Source organism: Agrobacterium sp. ES01 (assembly GCF_050320885.1).
Lineage (GTDB): Bacteria > Pseudomonadota > Alphaproteobacteria > Rhizobiales > Rhizobiaceae > Allorhizobium.
Genome location: NZ_JBNQTH010000005.1, coordinates 139,078 through 157,226 on the forward strand (window position 1 = coordinate 139,078; position 18,149 = coordinate 157,226).

Here is an 18,149-nt window from a genome sequence, read left to right on the forward strand (position 1 = left end):
GTTGAGTTGCTACGATATGTCAGATCGAGAACTTGCTAAGCCGCGCCGGTAACTTAGAAATCGTCTGCACATCGGCATTGGCGAAGGCGAAGCGCAGATAGTTTTCGTGTCTCGCTCCGAAGTAGGCGCCCGGAATGGCCAGAACGCCGACCTGTTTTGCCAGCTTCTCGGCAACCTCAGCAGAAGCGAGGCTTTCAAACGGGTGTCGCACGAATGCGAAATAGGCACCGAGCGAATCCATTGACCAGCCCGGAAGCGCCTTGAATGCTTCTTTCAGCGCCTCGGTGCGCCTGAAAATTTCTAGCCTGTTTTCATCTCGCCATTCGCTGAGTGCTGAAATGGCTTTGGCGACTGCTGCTTGCGGCGCACGTGGTGCGCAGATCTGCATATTGTCCATGACCTTGGCAATTTGCGCGATCATGTTTGGCCCAGCGGTGACCGCGCCTAGTCGATGGCCCGGTATGCAGAAGGATTTCGAAAATGAATAAAGAAGAACGAGATTGTCTTCCCAATTTCCAGGCGAGAGCAAGTCATGCGGTTGTTGGCCGGAGGGGAGAAAATCGCGATACGTCTCATCCAGGATCAGCCAAACGCCGGCATCACGGCAGGCATCGAAAATCTCGCGCAGGAGCGCCGCTGGATAAACGGTGCCCGTTGGATTGTTTGGAGACACAAGGGCAAGTGCCTTTATGCCCCGTGACAGCATGTCGTTGACAGAGGCCATATCCGGCAGGAAGCTGTTTTCGGGATCGAGTTGCAGTAGTTCATGGCGAATGCCGAGCATGGCAAGTGTTGATTCATGGTTGAAGTAGAAGGGGTCCGTCAACGCAATCGTGTCACCGGCGCCCGCGACAGCCATTAAGGCGCACATGAAGGCCTGGTTGCAGCCGGATGTGATGTGAATATTGGCGCGTGTGACATTTGCCTCATAGAGCGCGGCGATGTCTTCCGCATAGGCGTCGCGTAACGCGGGATCGCCCTCAATTGGACCATAGCCTGCGCAGTCGGCCGACTGCGCGGCTTCCCCCAACCACTGCAAGAGTTGCGGATGGGGCGCATAACCCGGAACAGCCTGGGAGAGATCGATCAGAGGACCCAGGTCTCCCTGATAGGCTTTGGCCCATGCAAAGACCGATGGAACAGGTGGCGGCGACAGTGTTTCGACAATCGGATTGAAGGCGGCACTCATTGCGAGCATGATCCTGAACGGCTGGGAGCGGTCGGTTTGCGTTGTCGTGACCGCAGAGTTGAAGATCCAACCGCTAGATCATCGCAGATCCAATTTCCAGCCCTTATGGAAACAACGACGTTGAGGAGAGGAGTTGTTGCGTTATCGCTGATGTCCCAGAGTCACATAACCGCTCCGATCTGCCAGGGGACGAATTCTGCGCCACCGAAGCCTAGACCCTCGCTCTTGGTTTTCTCGCCCGAGGCGACGGCAATAAAGAGCTCGAAAATCTCACGCCCTTTATCTTCGATCGAAACACCGTCGATGATGTCGCCGCAGTTGATATCCATATCTTCCTGCAGGTGCGCATACATCTCGTTATTGGTCGCAAGTTTTATACCCGGAGTGGGCTTGTAGCCGGAAACAGAGCCACGACCGGTGGTGAAGGCAATGAGAGTGGCACCCGATGCAATCTGGCCCGTCACCGAGCAGGGATCGTAACCGGGGCTGTCCATGAAGACGAAGCCGTGGGTGTCGATAGGCTCGGCGAACTTGTAGACGCCTGACAGTGGTGCTGTGCCACCTTTGGCAACGGCGCCCAAGGATTTCTCGAGGATTGTCGTCAATCCGCCGCGCTTGTTGCCGGGCGAAGGATTGTTATTCATCTCACCCTTGTTGCGTTCGGTGTAGTCCTTCCACCAGTCGATCCGCTCCACAAGCTTTTCGCCGATCTCGACCGTGGCTGCACGCCGCGTCAGCAGATGCTCGGCACCATAGATTTCCGGTGTTTCGGAAAGGATAGTCGTGCCGCCGTGCTGGACGAGCAGATCGGATGCAAAGCCCAAAGCCGGGTTCGCAGTGATGCCGGAATAGCTGTCCGAACCGCCGCATTGAAGGCCAATGGTAATTTCGGAGATCGGCGCTGGTTCGCGGCGAACTTCATTGGCCTTGATGGCGACCTCGTGCAGCATTGCCAGACCAGCTTCCACAGTCTTGCGCGTGCCGCCGGTTGCTTGAATGGTCATGTAACGGAAGTTCCCGTCAGGGCGCAGGCGTTCCTTACCGACCAGTTCGGGGATCTGCATGACTTCGCAGCCCAGACCCACGAGGAGGATGCCGCCGATATTGGGGTTTCTGGCATAGCCTGAAAGGGTTCTGTAAAGCGTGGCATAACCTTCGTCGCTGCCGGACATGCCGCAACCGGTGCCGTGAACGATCGGTACGATGCCATCGACATTGGAAAGGCCTGCAAGCCAATCACTTTTTTCCGCTGCTTCGGCAATGAAGCGAGCGACGCTGCCGGAACAGTTCACAGAGGTCAGGATGGCCACATAGTTGCGCGTGCCGAAACGGCCATCGGAACGGCGATAGCCCTGGAAAGTGCGCGCCTCATTGGCGGTCGGCAAGCGCTTGGCTTCGCTACCAAAGGCATAGTCCAGCGCCAGATCGGCCATGGCCAGATTGTGAACGTGAATATGTTCACCGGCAGCAATATCGGCCGTTGCCTGACCGATTACTTGTCCGTAGCGCAGGACGAGTTCTCCTGATGAGATATCGGATGATGCGACTTTATGGCCGCGCGGAACTGGCTGCTTAACGGCAATATCGCTGACCGCGAGACAGTCTCCCTCCTTGAGATCCCTCAGTGCAATTTCAAGATTGTCCGATGCGTTGAGACGAATGCTGGTGCCGGTCATGCTGTCTTGCCTGTGCTGCTTACTCGGGGTGTCCGACATCATGTTACGGACAAATATTCGTATCTGTCATTCTAGTATGTCAGATTTATCGGCTTGCACTTTATCCAACTCGCAAGAGTTTGCAATCGCGCGATGAGCTCCAATTGGCGATCGGAGCCCGTGACGAACCGAAGGCCAACCTTCCCTTTGATCTGCAGAAAAATTGCCGTTTCAGGAGATCGTCCGGTCTTCAATGTTGCTCGGCGCTTCGGAGAGCCCGCTTGCCTCCAACAGGGATGCAAACCGGCCACCTTTCTCCCTGAGCTCCTTGTGTGTGCCAATTTCGGCAACGCTTCCGTGATCAAGGAACATGACAAGGTCAGCTTCGCGAACCGTGGAGAGACGGTGAGCGATAATGAAGGTCGTGCGGTCCTTGCGCAGACTATCAATCGCTTCCTTGACGCGGGCCTCGGTTTCGACGTCCAGCGCGCTGGTCGCTTCGTCGAGAACGAGGATCGGCGCATTTTTCAAGATGGCTCTGGCAATGGCAATTCTTTGTCGTTCTCCGCCGGATAGCCGGTTTCCTCGCTCTCCGACGAGGGTTTCGAAACCGTTGAGGCGGGTCTCGATGAATTCAGCGGCTGCAGCTGCCTCGGCGGCTGCCAGCATTTCCTCCTCGCTTGCTTCCTCGCGGCCGAGGCGAATATTGTCGCCAATCGAGCGATTGAGAAGGCCCGCATCCTGAAAAACGGTTGCGATGGAATGGCGCAATGATTTGCGTGTTACTTTCGAGATATCGGTGCCATCGATGAGGATAGAGCCACTTTTCGGTTCGTAGACTCTTTGCAACAGATTGATAAGCGTGGTTTTACCCGCGCCTGTCGGACCAACAATGGCTATGGTTTGTCCGGCTTTTACCGAAAATGATACGTTACTTACGCCTTGTGTGGCGTTGGCGAAATCAAAGGAGACATTGCGAAATTCAACATTGCCTTTGACTGCTGGCAGTTCGAGCGCGCCCGATGGTTCTTCCCGCTCCTGCACCGATTCTTCAAGCTTGTAGAACTCTTCGAGCTTGGCTCTTGCCTCGAAAGTCTGCGTCGCAAAGGCGCGCATTTGGTCGAGTCTACCGATCAGAAGGTTGGCGAAGCCCGTGAAGGCTATAATTTCTCCAACCTTGAGGTCACCACTGGCGACCAGCGCTGTGCCGACAATCAGGATGATCAGCATGGAAATGGTGGACGCAATTCGGTTCAGACCGCTTGCGATCGCCCACCAGTCGAGCACCGGATATTGGGCTGCAAGCAGGTCTTCGGTGAAACGCTTCAATGCCCGGGTTTCGGCTTCGATGCGGTTGTAGCTATGCAATACCGACACATTGCTGATGGAGTCACTCACATGGGAAAAAACCGTGTGATAGTGGTTTTCAACTGACGCTTGGCCTTCTTTCGTTTTCGCCATCACGACCTTGCCGATCAACAGGTAAAGAACGCCCAAGACCAGCAGTACGATGCTAAGGCGCACATCCATGGACAAAGCAGTCGGCACCAGCAGCACCAGCGCCACCACTGTGGCCAAATGCGAGCGCATGAACTCGAGCCAGAGACCGAAGAGCGTTTCGCTTGCTCTGAGCAGAGTGTGGAGGGCGTTGGAGGTTCCGCGCTGATGATGCCATGCCAGCGGCATGGAAATGATGCGGCCAAAGGCTTCGGTCAAAAGCGTGGCGCGGCGTCCATGAGCCAATCTGTCGGCTTCGCGCGCCACCAGTACATAAGCGACGGTATTGAACACGCCAAACCCCGCCCAGGCCATGATAATGCCGCTTGTACTTTGTTTTTCGGATATAGCGTCAATAATCCGGCCGAACAGAATAGGCTCCGCGATCGTTATGACGGCGAGCACAACGTTGGCAATGACGATCATGGTGGTCTTGCCGCGGTAGGCGGAAAGGTAGCTTAGCGCTTTCAGATAGACTTGCAGGAGAGACAAGAGGCAACTGGCGTCCTTGGCGCAGCTTTATCGAAACGATCCATTCGGCGACGAAACCTCACCGGGTTCGCGAGCAGATATGGCCCGAAGTAGTAACGCTTTCAAATATTAGACGCATGCGGCATTATCTCTGGAGACCTGACTAGGCTTTTGATATCACTGCGTTCCGGTACCGTTTGCCGTAAACCGGAATTGTCTAGAATGCAAGATTTCGGAATCAGCCTTAACATTTTGATAACCGAACATAGGCGCTCCTACCTGATATTATGACAAGGCATTTTTAAGATCGCATGCGTCATTTAGCTTGGAGAATGTTTTGGATCTGAATCCCATATTTAAATTTTTGATCCTTGCTGAAGAATGCGAGTCTGTAAGCGAGTTGGCTGATGCTTTGGAAAAGCTGATCAGGCATTACAGGTTTGACTATTATGGCCTTATCAAGCAGCCGAAACCCGATGAAAATCCCATGAATTTGTCAATGATGGGTCGCTGGCCGAAAGATTGGCCTGAAACCTACATCGCCAAGAAATACGTTTTGATTGATCCCACCATCCGCTATCTCGGTAAGGCGCAGACGTCTTTCCGCTGGAGCGACGTCATGGCTGAATTCAAAGCCGACCCCTACAAAAAGCGGATGGAACGTATGATGGCCGACGCCGAACGTTTCGGCCTGGTCGATGGTTATATGTTCCCCGTTCATGGCAGGACTGGATTGCTCGGCAATCTGACGCTTGGCGGTCGCCCCGTCGAACTTTCGTCCGTTGAAATGACCATGTTCGATGCGGCTGCCAAAAAAGCCTTCTGGCGCCATATGGAATTGACCGGGGTCGCAGGTTCTCTTCGGGCTCAGGCCAATCTCGAAACGCGGCTGACACGACGGGAAATGGAGATTTTGAGCTATCTGGCGGATGGGCTGACATCGAACGAAATCAGCAAGGTTCTGTCGATCTCAAGCCATACTGTCGATTGGTACATGAATGGCATGCAGGACAAGCTGAATGCAAAAAACCGGCAGCAGGTCGTGGCAATCGCCTTCAGGCTTGGGCTCATCACCTGAATACATTATTCTTTTAAGTAGTATACAACTGCAAAACGGCTTTTTGTCCAGAGGGCAGCTGTCTCATAAAATCGACTGGTTCTGCATCCTGAAATTGAACTTGACTGTTCAACAGGTTATTAGAATATTTCGCAGTGCAACATTTGCGAGCCAGGCGAATGAGGAGAAAGCCTTTGTCCATATCCAAGATACTTGTCGCAAACCGATCCGAGATTGCTATTCGCGTGTTTCGCGCCGCAAACGAACTTGGCATCAAGACGGTTGCCATATGGGCCGAGGAAGACAAGCTGGCTCTGCATAGGTTCAAGGCAGATGAGAGCTATCAGATCGGTCGAGGACCGCATCTGAGCCGGGACCTTGGGCCGATCGAGGCCTATCTTTCAATCGATGAGATCATTCGGGTGGCCAAGCAATCCGGTGCGGATGCTATTCATCCAGGTTACGGATTGTTGTCTGAAAGCCCGGAATTTGTGGATGCCTGTAATGAGGCGGGTATTACATTTATCGGTCCGACCGCAGACACAATGCGCCAGTTGGGTAACAAGGTTGCAGCGCGTACTCTCGCACTCTCAGTTGACGTGCCTGTCGTGCCGGCAACCCAACCTTTGCCGGACGATATGACGGAAGTAGCACGGATGGCCGAAGAAATCGGCTATCCTGTCATGCTCAAGGCATCATGGGGTGGTGGTGGCCGCGGTATGCGTGCGATCCGCAAGGCAGAAGATCTGCAGCGCGAAGTGACCGAGGCAAAGCGTGAGGCTATGGCTGCGTTCGGGAAGGACGAAGTCTATCTCGAGAAATTGGTCGAGCGGGCTCGCCACGTGGAGAGCCAGATTCTGGGCGATACCCATGGCAACGTCGTTCATCTGTTCGAGCGTGATTGTTCCATCCAGCGACGCAATCAGAAGGTTGTCGAGCGGGCGCCTGCACCGTATCTCAGCGAGGAACAGCGCCAGGAACTGGCGACATATTCGCTCAAAATCGCCAGAGCTACAAAATATGTCGGTGCCGGTACTGTCGAATATCTGATGGATGCCGATACCGGCAAGTTCTACTTCATTGAGGTGAACCCGCGCATCCAGGTTGAACATACCGTGACCGAAGTTGTCACCGGTATCGATATCGTCAAAGCGCAGATTCATATTCTCGATGGCGAGGCGATCGGCACGCCTGAGTCCGGGGTGCCAAGTCAGGACAAAATCTGGCTCAACGGCCATGCGCTTCAGTGCCGGATCACGACCGAAGATCCTGAGCAGAACTTTATTCCGGACTATGGTCGCATCACAGGTTATCGTTCAGCCTCCGGTTTCGGTATTCGGCTTGACGGCGGTACCGCCTATCCGGGTGCTGTCATTACGCGGTTTTACGATCCCTTGCTGGTCAAGGTAACAGCCTGGGCGCCAAGCCCGGTCGAGGCTATTACGCGCATGGACCGTGCGTTACGCGAATTCCGTATTCGCGGCGTGGCGACCAATCTCACATTCCTCGAGGCGATCATAAGTCATCCGAAATTCAAGGATAACAGCTACACGACGCGCTTTATCGATACGACACCAGAGCTGTTCCAGCAGGTCAAACGGCAGGATCGTGCGACGAAGCTGCTCACTTATCTTGCGGATGTCACGGTCAACGGACATCCGGAAACGAAGGGGCGTCCTTCGCCCTCTGGAGATATTGCCAAGCCGGCACTCCCTTTCATCGATCGCGATATTCCCGACGGGACCAAGCAGAAGCTTGACGAACTCGGACCGAAGAAATTTGCCGAGTGGGTTCGTGGTCAGCATCAAATATTGATGACTGACACTACCATGCGCGATGGCCATCAGTCACTTTTGGCAACACGCATGCGCACGCATGATATCGCAAATATATCGGGCGCCTATGCTCGCGCACTTCCGCAGCTGTTTTCGCTAGAATGTTGGGGCGGTGCGACATTCGACGTTTCCATGCGCTTCCTTACGGAAGACCCTTGGGAACGGCTGGCGCGTATCCGTGAGGGCGCGCCCAACCTGCTGCTGCAGATGTTGCTTCGGGGTGCGAACGGAGTTGGCTATAAGAATTATCCCGACAATGTCGTAAAGTACTTCGTTCGTCAGGCGGCAAAGGGCGGCATCGACGTCTTCCGTGTCTTCGACTGCCTGAACTGGGTCGAGAATATGCGGGTCTCGATGGATGCGGTGGTCGAGGAAAACAAGATCTGTGAAGCGGCGATCTGCTACACCGGCGATCTTCTGAATTCCGCCCGGCCTAAATACGATCTGAAATACTATACTGCGCTGGCGACCGAGCTGGAAAAAGCCGGCGCGCATATGATTGCCGTCAAGGATATGGCCGGTTTGCTGAAGCCGGCTGCGGCCCGCATACTCTTCAAGGCGCTGCGTGAGGCGACCGATCTTCCGATCCACTTCCACACCCATGATACCTCCGGGATCGCTGCCGCGACCGTTCTTGCGGCCGTCGAAAGCGGTGTCGACGTGGTGGATGCAGCCATGGACGCGTTGTCCGGCAACACATCGCAGCCGTGCCTTGGTTCGATTGTCGAAGCCCTCAAGGGGACTGAGCGTGATCCGGGACTCGATCCGGAGTGGATACGTCGCATCTCCTTCTATTGGGAAGCTGTTCGCCACCAGTATGTTGCCTTCGAAAGTGATCTGAAGGGGCCGGCTTCCGAGGTTTATCTCCATGAAATGCCCGGTGGCCAGTTTACTAACCTCAAGGAACAGGCGCGTTCGCTGGGACTGGAAACCCGTTGGCACCAGGTGGCTCAGGCCTATGCCGATGCAAACCAGATGTTTGGTGATATCGTAAAGGTTACACCATCCTCCAAGGTCGTGGGCGACATGGCTCTGATGATGGTCTCGCAGGACCTGTCGGTGAAGGACGTCGAAAATCCGGAAAAGGATATCGCCTTTCCAGAGTCGGTCATTTCGATGCTGAAAGGCGATCTTGGCCAGCCTCCGGGCGGTTGGCCAGAGGGACTGCAGAAGAAAGCACTGAAGGGCGATCAACCTTTTACGGATCGCCCAGGCTCTCTTTTGCCGGATGCGGATCTCGACGAAGAGCGCAAGGCGATCGAGGAAAAGCTCGAGCGTCCTGTTTCGGATTTCGAATTTGCCTCCTATCTCATGTATCCGAAGGTCTTCACCGACTATGCGCTGGCGTCTGACATGTACGGTCCAGTCAGCGTTCTGCCGACACATGCCTATTTCTATGGATTGACGGCAGGGGAGGAGCTTTATCCCGAGATCGAGAAGGGCAAGTCTCTCGTGATCCTGCATCAGGCCAAGAGCGAGCCCGATGACAAGGGCATGGTGAAGGTGTTCTTCGAGATCAACGGACAGCCGCGCTTGATCAAGGTTCCAGACCGTAACAGGACGGCCGCATCGGTTGCACGTCGCAAGGTTGATATCGGCAATGCGGCCCATGTCGGGGCGCCGATGCCGGGTGTCATCTCGACCGTCGCAGTTGCCCCAGGTCAGTCGGTCAAGGCTGGTGACGTGTTGTTGTCGATCGAAGCCATGAAGATGGAAACAGCCCTCCACGCAGAGCGGGACGGCAAGGTATCCGAGGTTCTGGTGAAAGTCGGGGACCAGATCGACGCGAAAGACCTGCTGATCGCCTTTGAAGGCTGATTGATCCCACTTGTGAATTTGGAAAAGGGCGGCGCCTGCTTTATGCGGGCGCCGCCTTCTTTGTCGTGTCTCTTCGGTTAATCGGAAGATGGATTATTCTCTCACGACGTTAGTGCGAGACCGTCTTCAGGAACGGCAACCTCTTCCCCGTTTACATGGATCATATATCCTTGCTGATCCGATTTCCGGCTGACCGAAATATTTATGGCTTTGCCTGACACGGTCAGTGTCGCCTCAAACCCTGGCCAGTCCGGAGGAAGGACGGGATTGATGAGGATCTTCTCGCCATTCTTTTGAATGCCAAGGATCTCATTGACTGCAAACTGATAGAGCCAGCCGGCAGATCCCGTATACCATGTCCAACCACCTCGGCCCGGATAAGCCTCGGCGCCATAGATGTCGGCTGCGACGACATAAGGTTCGACGCGGTAGCGATCAGCTGCCTCAGGGGTAAGGGTGTGATTGATCGGATTGATCAGTGAGAAGCATTGCCACGCCTTGTCGGCCAGACCGAGCTTCGCCAAGGCAATGCCGAGCCAGATGGCGGCATGAGTATATTGTCCGCCATTCTCCCTGACGCCTGGCGGATAGGAAGCGATATAGCCGGGATCCGGATCACCTTTGACGAAGGGTGGCGTGAACAAACGCACGATACCTGCCTCTTCATCAACGAGTTGATCGTAGGCGGCCAGCACGGATTGCTTGGCCTTCTTGCTAGTCTCGCCGGCAATGACGCTCCACGATTGTGCGATGGAATCGATTCGGCACTCCTCTGACTGAAGGGACCCGAGCGCGGTTCCGTCATCGAAATAGCCGCGTCGGTAGTAGCTTCCATCCCAACCGGATGTGTCCAGTGCCTTGGCCAGGGCCTTCAAATGTGCATTCCAACGCTTCGCGTGGGCTGTCTCTCCGCGTTCTTCAGCGACAGGTACGAAAGCTTTGAGTGCGCCTTGCAGGAACCACCCAAGCCAGACGCTCTCGCCTTCACCTGCCTCGCCCACTCGGTTCATTCCGTCATTCCAGTCTCCGCCGAGAATGAGCGGAAGACCATGAGGTCCGGTTCGTTTGACGGCGAGGTCAAGTGCGCGTGCAATGTGCTCGTAAAGACTTTCTGCTTCTTCTGCCTGTTCAGGCTGGAAGAAGGAATCGTGCTGTTCGGGGCGAAGAGCAGGTCCGCTCAGGAATGACACTTGTTCGTCCAGAAGACCTTTGTCTCCTGTCACGTCCATATACCGACGGGTGGCATAGGCAAGCCAGACCACATCATCTGAAATTGTCGATCGAACGCCGGCACCTGACTTCGGCAGCCACCAGTGTTGGACGTCGCCTTCGACAAATTGACGAGCCGTAGCAGTCAGGATCTGCTTCCGCGCGAGCTTCGGCTCCTGCATGAGGAAGGCAAGCGAATCCTGCAACTGATCGCGGAAGCCGAAGGCGCCGCTGGCCTGATAAAAGCCGGCCCGCGCTGTTAGTCGGCAGGCGAGGGTCTGGTATGGAAGCCATGAATTCACCAGATGGTTAAAACCACGATCTGGTGTCTTGACCTGCAATTGTCCCGTCTCGGCATGCCAACTGGATTTGACCGTTTCACAAACAGCTGTGAAATCGGAATTGCGCTTCTCGGCTATAAGTGCTTGCGCGGCCTCAAGGCTTTCGCAGTCGCCGAGCAGGAAAGTCACGTCGCGGGACTTGCCCGCGGCGACTTCGATATCAATCGCGATCGTTGCGCATGGATCGCCTTCCGAATCCGTGGTGTTCGACAAGGACAATCCCCCGGCGACTGCACGAGGCATATGGATTCCGCCGTTGCGGCCAAGGAACTCACGCCGATTGACGGTGACGCTTTCCACGTCTCCCTTTGCCGCGAAGAAGGCATGTCTGCCCGAGTAATCGAGGCTATACGGGTTCGTTGCTATTAAAGCCGACCGCTCATTGTCGAATATGCTCTGGATGAACGGCGCTGTTTTGCGTCCACTGTTTCCGAGAACCCATTCGACATGGGCGTAGATTCGGTATGTCCGCTTTGAGGATGAGGTGTTGCGGACGACCAGACGTGAGAGCTTGACGGGCGATACGGGGTCGACCGTTTGCGTCAGTTCTGTCTCAAGGCCGATATGGCGAGCGGTGAAGGTTGAATAGCCGAGGCCGTGCCTTGCCTCAAAAGTGCTCTCTGCACGTATATTCGTTGCAGCAACCGGGGCGTAGACTTCCTGGTTTGCGGTATCTATGACATAAAATGTCTCGCCGGTTCGGTTGGTGACCGGATCGTTGGACCAGTTCGTCAGCTGGTAGTCTCGCGAGTTGGAGCTCCAGGTGAAGCCTGCGCCTTCAGCTGAAACGTGAAAACCAAAGTCGTCATTGGCGATAACGTTGATCCATGGCTGCGGCGTCGTATCGCCACCATTGAGCCTGACCACATATTCGGTGCCGTCCTTCGAGAATCCACCGTATCCGTTCCAGAAGTCGAGATCGTCCGCTGTGGCCAGACTGTTGCCTTCGGCAGGCTTTGGTAGTCCGGGACTGTCTTGCCACTCAGGCCGTCCGTCCGCTGCTCGGGGTGATGCGTAAAGTGAAACGGCATGGTTGATCTGGTCGACGATCTTGCCATTTCGAGCATGAAGCACAACTCGGGCCGTTGCCAGCAGTGCCGACCATGTTTCTTCCTCCATCAGGTCGCGGCGAACCGCAAAGACGTGTTGAGGCGTACCATCGCCCTGACGGTGGCGAAGGTTTTCGCACAGTGCATCGAGCGCGTGCTGCATGTCCTGAACGTAGGACGAAGCGCGTTCATTGACGATCACGAGATCGGAGACGATGCCGCGTCGGCGCATATATTCCTGGCAACGAAGCGCTTCACGGGCGATTTCAACGTCCATATCGTCGTTGATGCGCAGCATGAAGATCGGGTAATCGCCTGAGATGGCGAGTGGCCACAAGGACCGCTGGGACGAAAGCCCGCTGCGAACGGTGGCCGGATCGGCCCGCAGATGTGCCTCCGGATAGACAAGGAAGCGAGCAAGGTGCTGGAAGGCAGCAGCTTGTTGTGACGTAATGCCAACATGGCGCATTTCGACCTGCGCGCGCGTCCAGGCATGGATCATTTCGTGATTGAAGGCGTCGGGATGGCGGTAGCGTTCAATTGCCTGATCCACTTCTTCACGGCTTGGTGCTGCCATGGTCCAGAATATGACGCTCACCTTCTTGCCTGAGGGCACGCGAACAACGCGGCGAAGGCTCAATACCGGATCAAGGGTGAAGCCTTCTGTTCCCGAGAGTGTTGCACCGACATCGAAAGCGGCAGCATTTTCAATGCCGCGGCCACGACCGAGGAACTTCATGCGATCCGTTTCAAATTCGGTCGGACGGCCCGGGCCGGCATTATCGACCACGAGATGGGCAAGGCACATGTCCGGCTCGCTGGCACTTCGCTTGCTGCGCTCAGCGCGGATCACATCCTTGCGCTTACCGAACTCCGTGCGGATGAACATCTTCGAGAACGCAGGGTGTGCTGCATCGGCATCATCGGTCGCAATCACTGGTTCGAGATAGGATGTCACCTCGATAAAACGATCCTCACTTCCAGTGTTGAGAAGCGTGACGCGTCGGCCTTCGGCATCGTGTTCGGTTGCAACGATACACTCGAGATGGCTGGTGATGTCGCCGACGGATTTGTAGAATTCTGCCTTGTCATCGCCGAAGATGACCTTGCAACGTTCTTCGTCTCCGCGCCGTGGTGCACTTGTCGTCGACCACCATTCGTTGGTGGAGGTATCGCGCAGGAAAACGAAGGTGCCTGAACGGTCTTCGGTCGGATCCGCTTTCCAACGGGAAACGGCCTGCCCGTTCCAACGGGAAAAGCCGGTGCCGGTTGCCGACAGCATGGTCGAGTAATGACCGTTTGACAGGAACACCAGTTCGCGATCTTTGGTTGTCGGATCGAGCACGGTGCGGATTTCCGGGCGCAACAGGTCGGCTTGCCCTTTGCCCGGCATTTCCGGTTCATGTTTGGCGCTCATGACCGGAATTTCGCGCGGTGCCTTTTCCTGTAGCAGGAGCTCGGCTGCCTCGATTACAGGATCGGAGTGGAACAGCTCTCTCAGGTGTCCGTTGAAGGCGACGTTGGCGACAGCTGCAATCGACATCCCATGGTGGTGGGCATAGTAGTTATAGACGACGGCGCATTTCTTGCCTTCCGGAACGCGGGTCGGTGTGAAATCCACGGCATCGTGGAAACCATAAATGCCGAGTGCTCCGAGCTTGCGCAGGCGGTTAAGATTGTCGAGCGACGCCTTCGGAAAATACTGGCTCGCCAGAATGGAAGCATAGGGAGCGATCACCGCATTCTGCCCAAGCCCTCGTTTCAGGCCCAGCGTTGGCACGCCGAAATTGGTGTACTGGTAGGTCAGTTCGTGGTCGCGTGCATTGAAAGCAGCTTCCGAAATCCCCCATGGAATTCCGCCCAACCGCTTGGCGTGGTTCATCTGTTCCTCGACGACCAGACTGTTGGTCTGGTTGAGAATGCCGCCCTGACGTTCCTGCATGACAAGCGGCGGCATCAGATATTCGAACATAGAGCCCGACCACGATATCAATGCGGCGCGGGAGCCGATCGGCACGACCTGACGCCCAAGGCGATACCAGTGCTCTGTTGGGAGATCGCCCTTGGCGATGGCAAACAGGCTGGTCAAACGGCATTCCGATGCGAGCAAGTCGTAGCAGGCCTCATCCAGTTCCCGTGTGTCGGCCCGGTAGCCGATGGACAGCAGGCGCCGTTCCGGGCGGAAAAGGAAGGTGAAGTTCATTGAAAACGCGATGTCGCGGCTGCGGTCTCGCAGCAAGGAGAGACGCTGACGGATTGGCTCGATTGTGGACAGGTCGAATGCACTATCGGCGATATGCGCTTCACAGGTGGCGACCAGCGCCTCTGTCCAGCGAATGACTTCGCCGCTCTGCTCCGAGCTGATCTCATGATGGAGGTTGGAGGCCAGTTTCTGGATGTCGCGCGCCAGGACCGCGAGATTGATAATGCGGATTGAGGCAAACTCATGCTCGCGCTTGACGGCTGCAAGCGCGCTGTTGAAGCCTCTCACCCGTTCCTCCAGGCGTCGGCGCAGAGGCCTCACGATCTTGCGGTCATCCGGCAGATCCTGGAGCACTTCGTGCAGAACGCCGCCAACATCGCCGATTCCGTCCAGATTGCCTTGAAGATGGGCTGATGGTGCTTCTGCCCATTCACGACAGGCGGAGGAAATGGCTATCAGATGGCCAGCGAGATTTCCGCTATCGACCGCAGAGATATAGCGTGGGCCCAGCGTCTTCAGGGTGTCAGTGTAATACCAGTTGAACAGGTGTCCGCGGTATTTCTCCATCCGTTCGATAGTAGAAATGGTCTGTTCCAGCTTCTCGATCGTTTGCTCGAAGCTGATCCAGCCGAATTGCCGGGCGGAAACCACAGACAGCAGATAAACGCCAATATTCGTTGGCGATGTGCGATGCGCGACGATCTGCTCGGGCACTTCCTGAACGTTGTCCGGTGGCAGATAATTGTCGCCGGCTGTTACGAAAGTCTCGAAATATCGCCAGGTCCTGCGCGCGATCTTCCGGAGTTCCGATGCTGCTTCTTCTGGTACTTCCAGTCGATCTTCGGTTTCAGCAGACTGGCTGACATACCAGGCGACCATTGGTGACAGCACCCAGAGTGTCACGAATGGGAGACCAACGACGACACCGTAAAGCCCGTTCATGCTCGACACAGCAAGTGCGATCAACGCCAGCACCGGCGCATGGCGCATGGTGCGATAGTAGGAACTGATATCGCCCTGTGCCACCGACTGAATACTGGCTGCCGTCTTCCACTCGAGCATGAAACGTCGGCTGTAGAACAGACGATAGATGGAACGCAAAATTGCATCTGCCATCACACAGGCGTTATCGGCGATGAAGACGATACGGAGTGCTACCTGAGCGTTTGACGCGCTGATTTCAGACCACACTGAATGGAAGTGGGCGCTTTGCACAAAGTCGCTTGAGCGCGGCACTAGGCCAGATAACAGGGACAAAGTGGGGGCAACGAACAGGCAAAAAATTAGCAGAAGCTGCCAGATAACGGCGCCAAAAGGCGACATGGCACACCAGCCGAGAACCGAGGCGCCGAACCAGGCAATCGGTGTCAGAGACCGACGAAGATTGTCGATCATTTTCCAGCGACCAAGGGCGGTAATGCCACGAAGAGGGTCGAGAATATAGGGGATGAGTTGCCAGTCACCACGTGCCCACCTGTGCTGGCGCGAGATTTCCACCTCGTAGCGCGTGGGAAAGTCTTCGACCAGCTCGACATCGGTTACGAGTGCGCAGCGTGCAAAGGACCCCTCCAGCAAATCGTGGCTGAGTACCGTGTTTTCGTCGATGCGGCCCTTGATGGCCGTTTCGAAGGCGTCAACCTGATACAGACCCTTGCCGGTAAATGTGCCTTCGCCGGTCAAGTCCTGATAGACGTCCGACACCGTAAACACATAAGGGTCTACGCCTCGGTTCATCGAGAAGACGCGCTGGAAAACGGAGGCGTCTTTGCCCGTGGTCAGAGACGGCGTGACGCGGGGCTGGAGAATACCGTAGCCGCTGATCACCCGACCCGTCTTAGGATCGTGAACGGGTCGGTTGATGGGGTGATGCAGTTTGCCGACAAGCTTGGTCACCGCTTCGCGCATCAGTCGCGTGTCGGCATCGAGGGTCATCACATATTGAATGTTTTCAGGGGCGGTATTGGCGCCTGGAATGTAGGATGTGTCCCGGTCCCCGCGCAACAGCAGGTTCAGTTCGTGCAGCTTGCCACGCTTGCGCTCCCAGCCCATCCAGACGCCTTCATTTTCATTGAAGAGGCGGCGGCGATGAAGAAGGAAGAAGCGCTGGTTGCCATCAGCGGCATAGCGGTTGCTTAGATTGGCCACTTCCTTCTTGGCATATTCCAGGATTTCCAGATCGGCGGGTGTTTCCTCCACCGGTCCGTCACGCCAGTCACTCAGCAAAGCGAAATAAATTTCACCACGCGGGTTCGTTAGATAATGAACTTCCAGATTGCGGATCAGCTCGTCGACGTCATCTCGATTGGTGATCATGCAGGGGACGGCAACGAGGGTTCGTGCTTCCTCAGGCAGTCCTTCCTTGAACTCATAGCCAGCCAGTCGCGACGGTTTGACGACGAACGTGACGACCGTGTTGTAAAGACCGGTCGCACCCTCTGAAGCTGGCAAAGCGAACATCAACAGCATCAATATGGTCAGCGGGGTCGACAGACCGGCCTGCAGAAGGAACCAGCCGACCACTGCCAGCACGGCGAGGGTGAGACCCATAACCGGGAGCGCGATCGCCAGCCAGTTCATCCGTCGAACGAGGCGGCCAAAGCGCTGGGTAAATGGTGGTTGATATCCAATTGCCTTTTCGAGATCTCGACAATTGTCCCCAACAAGAAAATTACCGACGTCTGCGTGGTTTTGATCGGTGTCCCTGACCGCTGCCGCCGCCATATCGATGGCCGTCTGGGCAATGTCTGCCTCTGGCACACCGGAATGACGTGACAGTTGCTCGATGGTGTTGCGGTAGGCGTTGCGGGAGCCGAAGTCCAACTCCTGGTAATCGGTGTGCTGGCCAAGGATGCGGTCAACTTCCGAGACGTCCTCCACCCAGACGGACCATTCGGCGTCATCGATCTCGCGAAGACTTTTGACAATGTTACCCATCGTCACATTGCCGGATGAAAGGCGGGTGTGCTCGGCGTTCATCGCCTCTTCGGCGTCTTGGCCGAGGTTTTCCAGGCGCTCTTCCAGCCAGGTGACGGCAAAGCTTGTGTTCTGGGAGCCGTTTCTCAGGCGATAAAGAAACTGGGTGGAAAACGTATTGTCGGATACCAGTGGTGCGGTGCGCTCCAGCAGGTCGTTACACAGTTCAGGCTCGCCCAGGCGGATAATCTCGTCCGCAGTCTCATTGGCACGACGACGCATGCGTCGCGATTGTTCCACCCGGGTGGAAATCCGGCGGAGGTTTTCCACCAGGACGTAGCGGACCATAGAGGGCAGGGCCCACAGTTCGCCGATTTCCAGAATCTGATGGGTTTGATAGCCGTTGACCAGTGAGGTCAGGCTTTCCTGCGAGGCAGTGCTGTGCGTGTGGGCGACATATATCCATGCCAGGACCAGAGTGCGCGGGATTTCCGCACCGTGAATGCGCATCGTTGGAAGCTGGCGATAGAATTTCAGCGGGAAATCACGCCGGACTTCCTGAATGGCTTCCTCGATTACATAGTGATTGTCGAGCAGCCACTCTGCCGCCGGCGTGATGTCCGAGCCGGCCTCCACATCCAGGGCGGTGGTTCTGTAAACCCGAAGGATTTCCCGTTCATTCTCCTTATGGCGTTCGAAGAAGTCGAAAGGTTTCAGGCCTGCCAGATCGCCTGAGCCATCGAGCGCCAGACGCGCGGCTCTATCGTGGAGTTCCTCCACTGTCATGTAGGCGGCACGGATCGAATCATTGTGGTCGATCTGTTTTGTCTCATGGTCACGTGAGGCGACCGGATCGATCAAGTCATGAGGCATATTTACGGATTCTGTTTTTGGCAAAGAATTGGGTACTCG

6 protein-coding genes are annotated in these 18,149 nt (G+C 55.8%); 2 read left to right on the top strand and 4 right to left on the bottom strand.

Translation table 11 applies throughout. From position 1 onward, the window contains the following. Nucleotides 1–19 precede the first annotated feature (19 nt). The 3 genes from ACQQ2Q_RS15975 to ACQQ2Q_RS15985 form a co-directional block, all read right to left on the bottom strand. The gene (locus ACQQ2Q_RS15975; RefSeq protein WP_428188104.1) at nt 20–1,189 is read right to left on the bottom strand and encodes an aminotransferase; all 1,170 of its coding nucleotides are present in this window, start codon (nt 1,187–1,189) and stop codon (nt 20–22) included. A gap of 161 nt (nt 1,190–1,350) precedes the next feature. Continuing rightward, on the bottom strand, nt 1,351–2,865 hold the full coding sequence (locus ACQQ2Q_RS15980) for a UxaA family hydrolase (RefSeq protein WP_428188105.1): 1,515 nt from the start codon (nt 2,863–2,865) through the stop codon (nt 1,351–1,353). Between the two features lie 210 nt (nt 2,866–3,075). Next, the gene (locus ACQQ2Q_RS15985) at nt 3,076–4,833 is read right to left on the bottom strand and encodes a glucan ABC transporter ATP-binding protein/ permease (protein ID WP_428188106.1); all 1,758 of its coding nucleotides are present in this window, start codon (nt 4,831–4,833) and stop codon (nt 3,076–3,078) included. A gap of 316 nt (nt 4,834–5,149) precedes the next feature. On the opposite strand from ACQQ2Q_RS15985, the gene ACQQ2Q_RS15990 reads away from it, so the two are divergent. Both ACQQ2Q_RS15990 and pyc read left to right on the top strand, forming a co-directional pair. Continuing rightward, on the top strand, nt 5,150–5,890 hold the full coding sequence (locus ACQQ2Q_RS15990) for a LuxR family transcriptional regulator (protein ID WP_428188107.1): 741 nt from the start codon (nt 5,150–5,152) through the stop codon (nt 5,888–5,890). Between the two features lie 173 nt (nt 5,891–6,063). Beyond that, nucleotides 6,064–9,522, top strand: coding sequence for a pyruvate carboxylase (pyc, locus tag ACQQ2Q_RS15995; RefSeq protein WP_428188108.1), 3,459 nt, complete (start codon nt 6,064–6,066; stop codon nt 9,520–9,522). Nucleotides 9,523–9,623: 101 nt separating this feature from the next. Here the strand turns inward: pyc and ACQQ2Q_RS16000 are convergent, their stop codons facing one another. Beyond that, nucleotides 9,624–18,110 carry a GH36-type glycosyl hydrolase domain-containing protein gene (locus ACQQ2Q_RS16000; RefSeq protein WP_428188109.1) on the bottom strand — a complete coding sequence of 2,829 codons (8,487 nt, stop codon included), beginning with the start codon at nt 18,108–18,110 and terminating at the stop codon, nt 9,624–9,626. Between the last annotated feature and the right edge of the window lie 39 nt (nt 18,111–18,149).